6 protein-coding genes are annotated in these 6,947 nt (G+C 70.2%); 4 read left to right on the forward strand and 2 right to left on the reverse strand.

Features of this window, described 5'->3' with window-relative positions; translation table 11 throughout:
* Window positions 1-9: 9 nt before the first annotated feature.
* Window positions 10-1,494, reverse strand: a complete 1,485-nt coding sequence (locus LR948_RS17240) for an AMP nucleosidase (RefSeq protein ID WP_232755329.1) — start codon at window positions 1,492-1,494, stop codon at window positions 10-12.
* A 343-nt stretch (window positions 1,495-1,837) separates the two neighbouring features.
* On the opposite strand from LR948_RS17240, the gene LR948_RS17245 reads away from it, so the two are divergent.
* Complete coding sequence (locus tag LR948_RS17245) at window positions 1,838-2,596, forward strand: SDR family NAD(P)-dependent oxidoreductase (RefSeq protein ID WP_232755330.1); 759 nt, start codon at window positions 1,838-1,840, stop codon at window positions 2,594-2,596.
* A 58-nt stretch (window positions 2,597-2,654) separates the two neighbouring features.
* Window positions 2,655-3,554 (forward strand): GNAT family N-acetyltransferase, encoded by a 900-nt coding sequence (locus LR948_RS17250; protein ID WP_232755331.1) that lies wholly within the window; start codon window positions 2,655-2,657, stop codon window positions 3,552-3,554.
* A 191-nt stretch (window positions 3,555-3,745) separates the two neighbouring features.
* Here the strand turns inward: LR948_RS17250 and LR948_RS17255 are convergent, their stop codons facing one another.
* A complete protein-coding gene (locus tag LR948_RS17255) occupies window positions 3,746-5,275 on the reverse strand; it encodes a DUF2125 domain-containing protein (RefSeq protein ID WP_232755332.1) in 1,530 nt (509 codons plus the stop codon).
* Between the two features lie 136 nt (window positions 5,276-5,411).
* On the opposite strand from LR948_RS17255, the gene LR948_RS17260 reads away from it, so the two are divergent.
* Together LR948_RS17260 and LR948_RS17265 are read left to right on the forward strand one after the other, a co-directional pair.
* The gene (locus LR948_RS17260) at window positions 5,412-6,161 is read left to right on the forward strand and encodes an SDR family oxidoreductase (protein WP_232755333.1); all 750 of its coding nucleotides are present in this window, start codon (window positions 5,412-5,414) and stop codon (window positions 6,159-6,161) included.
* Complete coding sequence (locus LR948_RS17265) at window positions 6,158-6,793, forward strand: enoyl-CoA hydratase/isomerase family protein (RefSeq protein WP_232755334.1); 636 nt, start codon at window positions 6,158-6,160, stop codon at window positions 6,791-6,793. The genes LR948_RS17260 and LR948_RS17265 overlap by 4 nt, the downstream gene beginning before the upstream one ends.
* Window positions 6,794-6,947: the final 154 nt, after the last annotated feature.

Below are 6,947 nucleotides of genomic sequence, written 5' to 3' on the forward strand. Positions count from 1 at the left end.
CCCCCCCCGTCAAAGGAAAGCGGTTTCCTCGAAGCTGCGCAACTTTCGGCTGTGAATCCGGGCCAGAGGCATCTCGCGCAGCACCTCCATGGCGCGGATCCCGATGCGCAGGTGACGGGCCACCTGGGTCTTGTAGAAATCCGAGGCCATCCCCGGCAATTTTAGCTCTCCGTGCAAGGGTTTATCCGAAACGCAGAGCAGCGTTCCATAGGGCACGCGGAAGCGGAATCCATTGGCCGCGATGGTCGCGCTTTCCATGTCGAGCGCGATCGCGCGGGACTGCGAGAGCCGCTGCACCGGGCCCGCCTTGTCGCGCAACTCCCAGTTGCGATTATCCACGCTCGCCACCGTCCCGGTGCGCATGATCCGCTTCAGATCGTAGCCCTTGAGCTCGGTTTCGACGGCCACGGCCTCTTCCAGAGAGGTCTGGATTTCCGCCAGCGCCGGAATCGGCACCCAGACCGGCAGGTCGTCGTCGAGCACCCGATCCTCGCGCAGATAGGCATGGGCCAGCACGAAATCGCCCAGCGACTGCGAGTTCCGCAGCCCCGCGCAATGGCCCACCATGATCCAGGCATGCGGGCGCAGCACGGCGATATGGTCGGTCGCGGTCTTGGCGTTCGAGGGGCCGATGCCGATGTTGACCAGCGTGATGCCCGAGCCATTGGCCCGCTTGAGGTGATAGGTCGGCATCTGCGGCATCTTCGGGCTGTCCGCCAGGACGCCCTCGGGGTCGGTGATCTCGGCGTTGCCGGTGGCCACGAAGCTCGTGTAGCCCGAGGACGGATCGGCCAGCGCCGCGCGGGCATAGGCCTCGAACTCGGTCACGTAGAACTGGTAGTTGGTAAACAGCACGTGGTTCTGGAAGTGCTCGGGGTCGGTCGCGGTGTAATGCGCGAGCCGCGCCAGCGAATAGTCCACCCGCTGCGCGGTGAAGGGGGCCAGGGGCTCGGTGCCGTCCGGCGCCGGCGGCACGGTGCCGTTGACGATGTCGTCGTTGGTGGTGGTCAGATCCGGCACGTCGAAGACGTCGCGCAGGATGAAATCGGCGGCGCCCTCCTGCGGGACGGTCACGCCCTCGCGGTTGGCGACGGCGAAATGCACCGGCATCGGCGTGTCCGAAAGGCCGATCTGCACCGGCACGCCGTGGTTTTCCAGGAGCAGCCCGATCTGCTGTTCGAGATAGGCGCGGAAGAGGTCTGGCCGGGTGACGCTGGTGGCATGCACGCCGGGCGCCGAGACATGGCCGAAGGACAGCCGGCTGTCGACCTTGGCGAAGGTCGTCGTGCGGATGCGGACCTCGGGGTAGAAGGCGCGGTAGCGCACCCCGGGGTGGCCCTCTTCCATGGCGGCCTGGAAGCGCTCGCAGAGAAAGCCGGTGGCGCGGTCGTAAAGCTCGACCAGCCTGTCGACGGCGGCGGAGGCATCCTCGAACCAGGCCGCTTCCGGCACATCCGGGGTGACCAGCTCCACGCCGCCCATGTAATCCTGCATTCCGCCCTCGCGCCTGTTGCTGGGCGCAAGGTGACACCAGCATGGCCAAGGTGCAAGCGAGGCCGTGGCGTCGCGTCGCAGGCTCCGGGCGCTGATGGCGGGCGTTCGGGCCGGTTGGTCGGGGGGCTGGCGGGGGTGTGCGCAGGGCGGGGCGACCCGGCGGGTGTCTTTTGGAGCAGTCGAACGCGCAGGGTCTGGACTGACCCGCATCTCCGCGCCCGGCAGCACATCCCGAGGGTCTGCCCTGCCCCCCGCTCTCTTCGCCCAACCCCATCCCCGGGGGTCTGGCCTTCCCTGCCGCCGCATCCTAGCCTCCGCCCGGATCACGAGGGAGGGGACCAAGATGAGCGACAGACCAGTGGCGCTGGTGACCGGCGCGGCGAGGGGGATCGGGCTTTCTGCTACCGCGCTGTTTCTCGAAAAGGGCTGGCGCGTGGTCATGGTCGATTGCGACGGGCCGGAGCTGTCCCGCGCGGCGGCACAGCTGACCGGCGTCACCGCGATCGAGGCCGATGTCTCCGACCCCGAGGCCGTGGACCGGATGACCCGCGAGGCGCTTTCCGCCGAGGGCCGCATCGACGCGCTGGTCAACAACGCGGGCGTCGCCGATTTCGGCCCCATCGAAGAGACCGACTTCGCCCGCTGGCGCCGGGTCATGGCCAACAACCTCGACGCGCCTTTCCTCTGCAGCCAGGCGCTCACGCCCGCGCTCAAGGAAAGCCGCGGCGCCATCGTGAACATCGGCTCGATCTCGGGCCTGCGCGCCTCCACCCTGCGGGTCGCCTATGGCACCTCGAAGGCGGGGATCATCCAGCTCACCAAGCAGCAGGCCGCCGAGCTGGGCGAGCACGGCGTGCGCGCCAATTGCGTCTGCCCCGGACCGGTGCGCACCAAGCTGGCCATGGCGGTGCACAGCCAGGAGATCATCGACGCCTATCACGACGCCATCCCGCTCAACCGCTACGGCACCGAGCGCGAAATCGCCGAGGCCATCGTCTTCCTCTGCCTGCCCGCGGCCTCTTACATCACCGGCCAGGTGCTGGCCGCCGACGGCGGCTTCGAGTCGACCGGGGTGGGCCTGCCCGCGCTACGCGCGACCTGAGGCCCCGGGGGCGCGGATGTGGATTGACGGCGCCGGGTAGCTGACTAAAGTCAGCGAAATGACCCAGGACCCCGTTGCCCGTATCCGCCGTTTCAACCGCGCCGTCACCGCCGAGGCGCGGGTGCTCGATCACAGCTTTCTCGGGCGCGGGCGGCCGCTTGGCCCCGCGCGGGTGCTCAATGCCATCGGCACCGGGCGCCGTGACCTCGGCGTGATCCGCAGCTACCTCGATCTCGATTCCGGGCTTCTGAGCCGGCTTCTGCGCGAGCTCGAGGCCGAGGGGCTGGTGCGGCTGACCCAGGACCCCGCCGACGGACGGCGGCGGCTGGCCGAGCTGACCGCCGAGGGCGCGGCGGAGTTCGCCGAATACGAGCGCCTCTCCGATCAGCACGCCGCCGAGACGCTGACCCGGCATCCGCGCCACGAGAAGCTATTGGAGGCCATGGACCTCGTGGCGGTGACGCTGGGGCGCGAGCGCATCGAGATCCACCGCGCCGATCCCCGCGACGCCGAGGCGATCTGGTGCCTCGAGGCCTATTTCGGAGAGCTGGCCCGGCGCTTCCCCGGCGGCTTCGACGTCTCGCTCTCCGCCGACCCCGAGGCCGACAGCCTGCGCGCGCCGCGCGGGGCCTTCTATGTCGCCGATTGCGACGGGCTGCCGGTGGCCTGCGGCGGGCTCAAGGGGGACGGATCGGAAACCGGCGAGGTCAAGCGGCTCTGGGTCGCCGAGGCGGCGCGCGGGCTGGGGCTCGCCGGGCGGATGATGGCCGAGATCGAGGCCGAGGCCAGGCGGCTCGGCATGACCCGGCTCCGGCTCGACACCAACAGCGCCCTGCCCGAGGCGGTGGCGCTCTATCGCAACGCCGGCTGGACCGAGATCCCGCGTTTCAACGAGGATCCCTATCCCGACGTCTTCTTCGAGAAGCTCCTGGACGCGGAGGCGCCCGCGTCGCGCTAGGCGCGGCCAGGCGGAGGCGCAAACGCCCCGCTAGACGGGGCGGCGCGGAGGCCTTGGCGTCCCGTTCAGGGCAGCGACACCCGCAGGCAAAGGCGGCCCGCCAGGCGCGGCGACACGCGCAGACAAAGGCGCCGCGCTAGGCACAGCGGCGCGCGAAAGCACCGGAGGGCGGACCCGCCGGCGCCCTCCCCTTACCGGATGCGCTGGCCGTTGGCCGAGACCTGCCCGTCCTCGGTCACGCTGATCGTCGATGTCAGGCTGTCCGGCCCCTCGCCCGGCACCGCGAACATCGACAGCATCATGCGGGCGCCCATGGCGTCCTCGGCCGAGACGAAGCCCATCTCGACCAGCGTGTCGATCAGCGCATTGGCGCCCGAGAGCCGCAGCACCGCCTCGCCCGAGGGCGCGGGCATGCCGCCGAAGGTCTCCAGGTCGCTGTTGTCGAAACTGAAGGCGCCCTCGCCGGTCAGCTCGGCCCCGACCGCCTCGACGCGCAGCTCGTTGATGGTCACGGCGTTCAGCTCGCCCGGCACCTCGCCGGCGCTTTCGGCCGCTTCCATGGCGGCGGGGTCGAGCAGGCTGAGGTAAGGCGTGACCTTGCCGGTCACATCCAGCACCACCGAGGCCGGATCGCGCGGCAGGTTGCCTGCCGGGTCGAAGATCGACCAGAGCATCTCGGTGACCTCGAAGCCCACGAAACGCAGCATCATGTCGACGTCCTGCGGCTCTTCCGAGGCGGTGACCGGCATCGCGATGCCGAAACGCGCCTCGGAGGCGGTGGCCGAGATCGGCAGCGGCATCTCGGCCGAGGTGACCGAGATTTCCAGCGCGTCGGCGCCGAACTGGTAGCCCAGCCCTTCTTCGGAGAGCGCCACCTCGATGTTGCCGCCGCCCGAGGCCGAGGTGAACTCGAAGGGTGCGCCCTCGGAGACCCCGGACATCCGGGTCTCGCCGCCCGCGTAGGTAAAGCTGCCCGCCACCTCGAGGCCCTCTGCGATCATGTCGGCGCCACTCATGCCTTCGGAAAGCTCGGGCAGCATGCCCTCGCCGGTGAGCGAGAGATCCTGCATCCGCCCGGCCAGGTCGACCTTCTCGCCGGTGTCGGGATCGGTGATCGCCATCTCGTAGCTGGCGCTCTCGGCATTGACCGTCTGGGCCAGCTCCATAACCGGGCCCGAGCCCATGCGCATGTCGCCGCTGACGCCTTCGAGGGTGAAGCCGCCGCTGCCGACCTCGGGCGGCATGGCCACCCCGTCGACGCGCAGCTCCTCGAGCGCGATCGACAGCGCCTCGGCGGAATAGTCGTAGAGCATCGCGCTTTCGTCGCCCGAGACCACCATGTCGAGCCCGCGGTGGGTATAGGCCAGGTCGACGGCGACCTCCTCTTCCGCCTCCATGCCGGTGATGCGGATCGGCATCCGCTCGGGGAAGGCCACCCGCACGGTGCCGTCGCCCAGGTCCTCGAAGCGGATGTCGCCGCCCGCGAAGGTCAGCGTGCCCTCGTCCTCGGGGAAGGTGATGACCGCCTCGAGCCCGCCCGCGGTGAGCGTGCCGCCCGCCTCGGTGACATCGGCAGTGACGCTGTAGCCCGAACTTTCGAGGTAATCGCGGAAGCCTTCCCAGACCTGGGTCGGGGTCACATCGGCCAGCGCCGGAGCGGCGGGCAGGACCAGCGCCAGGGCAAGCGCCTGGGATGAAATATTGCGGCGACTGAGTGACATGGACCTATCCTTCCCGGAGCAAGCAAGAACGTGCCGCGCAAGCTTCCTTTCTGTGCCCCCGGGGGTCAAGAGGCTGGACCGTCGGGGATGCGCCCGATACGGCTGGGCCCGAGCCGAAATCCCGGGAGGGCACGACATGGACATGACCGGCAAGACCGTATTGATCACCGGCGCCAGCCGCGGCATCGGCGAGGCCGCCGCGCGGCGCTTTGCCAAGGCCGGGGCGCGGGTCGCGCTGACCGCCCGGGGCGCCGATCACATCGCCCGGATCGCCGGCGAGATCGGCCCCGAGGCGATTGCCATTCCCTGCGACATTTCGCGCTTCTGGGAGGTCGAACAGGCGGTCGAGACCACGGTGCGGACCTTCGGACGGCTCGACGTTCTGGTGAACAACGCCGGGGTGATCGAGCCGATCGCGCATCTGGCCGAGGCCGATCCCGAGGCCTGGGGCAATGTCATCGACATCAACCTCAAGGGGGTCTTCCACGGCATGCGCGCGGCCTTGCCGGTGATGCGCCAGCAGGGCACGGGCACGGTGCTGACCATCGGCTCGGGCGCCGCCCATGGCCCGGTCGAGGCCTGGTCGCATTACTGCGCCTCCAAGGCCGGGGCGCTGATGCTTACCCGCATGGCCGACAAGGAAAACTCCGAGGTCGGCGTGCGGGCGCTGTCGCTCTCGCCCGGGACGGTGGCGACCGAGATGCAGCGCGAGATCAAGGCCTCGGGCATCAACCCGGTGAGCCAGCTCGACTGGTCCGACCACATCCCGCCCGACTGGGTGGCCGAGGCGCTGCTGTGGATGTGCGGCCCGGAGGCCGACGACTTCAAGGGCGGCGAGGTCTCGCTGCGCGACACCGCCATCCGCCAGCGGATCGGCCTGACGTGATCCGCGCCGAGGACCGGGGCGGGCTGCGGGTCCTGACCCTCGACCGGCCCGAGAAGGCCAATGCGCTGACCGGCGCCATGCTCGAGGCGCTCTGCGCCGCGGTCGAGACGGCGCGCGCCGATCTCGAGGCGGGCCGGGGCGCGCGGGTGCTGGTCCTGACCGGCGCGGGCGAGGTGTTCTCCGCCGGCGCCGACATCGCCGAGGCGCGCGCCGGGCTTGCCACATCGCCGCTCTGGGAGCGGCTCTCGGCCGCGGTGGCGGATTTCCCAGGGCTCAGCATCGCGGCGCTGAACGGCTCCTGCGCGGGCGGCGCCATGGGCATGGCGCTGGCCTGCGACTTCCGGCTCGCGGTGCCCGGGGCGCGGCTGTTCTACCCGGTGATGAAGCTCGGCTTCCTGCCGCAGCCCTCGGACCCCGCGCGGCTGCGCGCGCTGGTCGGGCCCGCGCGCGCCAAGCGCCTCCTGATGGCCGGGGAGAAGCTGCCGGTGGAAGAGGCCGAGGGCTGGGGCCTGATCGACGCGCTGGTCCCCGGCGAGGCGCTTCTGGCAACCGCCGAGGGGTTTGCCGCGGACGTGCTGGCGGCCGAGGCGGGGCACGCGCGGGCGATCAAGGAGATGATCGAGGCGGGGTGACGGGGGGCTTTGGGGTTTGGGCTTTGGTGCCTGGGTTCTCGTCTCCCGTCTCTCGTCTCTCGTCTCTCGTCTCTCGTCTCTCGTCTCTCGTCTCTCGTCTCCCGTCTCCCGTCTCCCGTCTCCCGTCTCCCGTCTCCCGTCTCCCGTCTCCCGT

Source organism: Roseivivax sp. GX 12232 (assembly GCF_021272185.1).
GTDB lineage: Bacteria > Pseudomonadota > Alphaproteobacteria > Rhodobacterales > Rhodobacteraceae > Roseivivax.

Bases quoted from the DNA above. Each gene is read 5' to 3' on its own strand.
- LR948_RS17255 (WP_232755332.1), bottom strand. From the start codon at position 5,275: ATGTCACTCAGTCGCCGCAATATTTCATCCCAGGCGCTTGCCCTGGCG.
- LR948_RS17260 (WP_232755333.1), top strand. From the start codon at position 5,412: ATGGACATGACCGGCAAGACCGTATTGATCACCGGCGCCAGCCGCGGC.
- LR948_RS17245 (WP_232755330.1), top strand. From the start codon at position 1,838: ATGAGCGACAGACCAGTGGCGCTGGTGACCGGCGCGGCGAGGGGGATC.
- LR948_RS17240 (WP_232755329.1), bottom strand. From the start codon at position 1,494: ATGCAGGATTACATGGGCGGCGTGGAGCTGGTCACCCCGGATGTGCCG.
- LR948_RS17250 (WP_232755331.1), top strand. From the start codon at position 2,655: ATGACCCAGGACCCCGTTGCCCGTATCCGCCGTTTCAACCGCGCCGTC.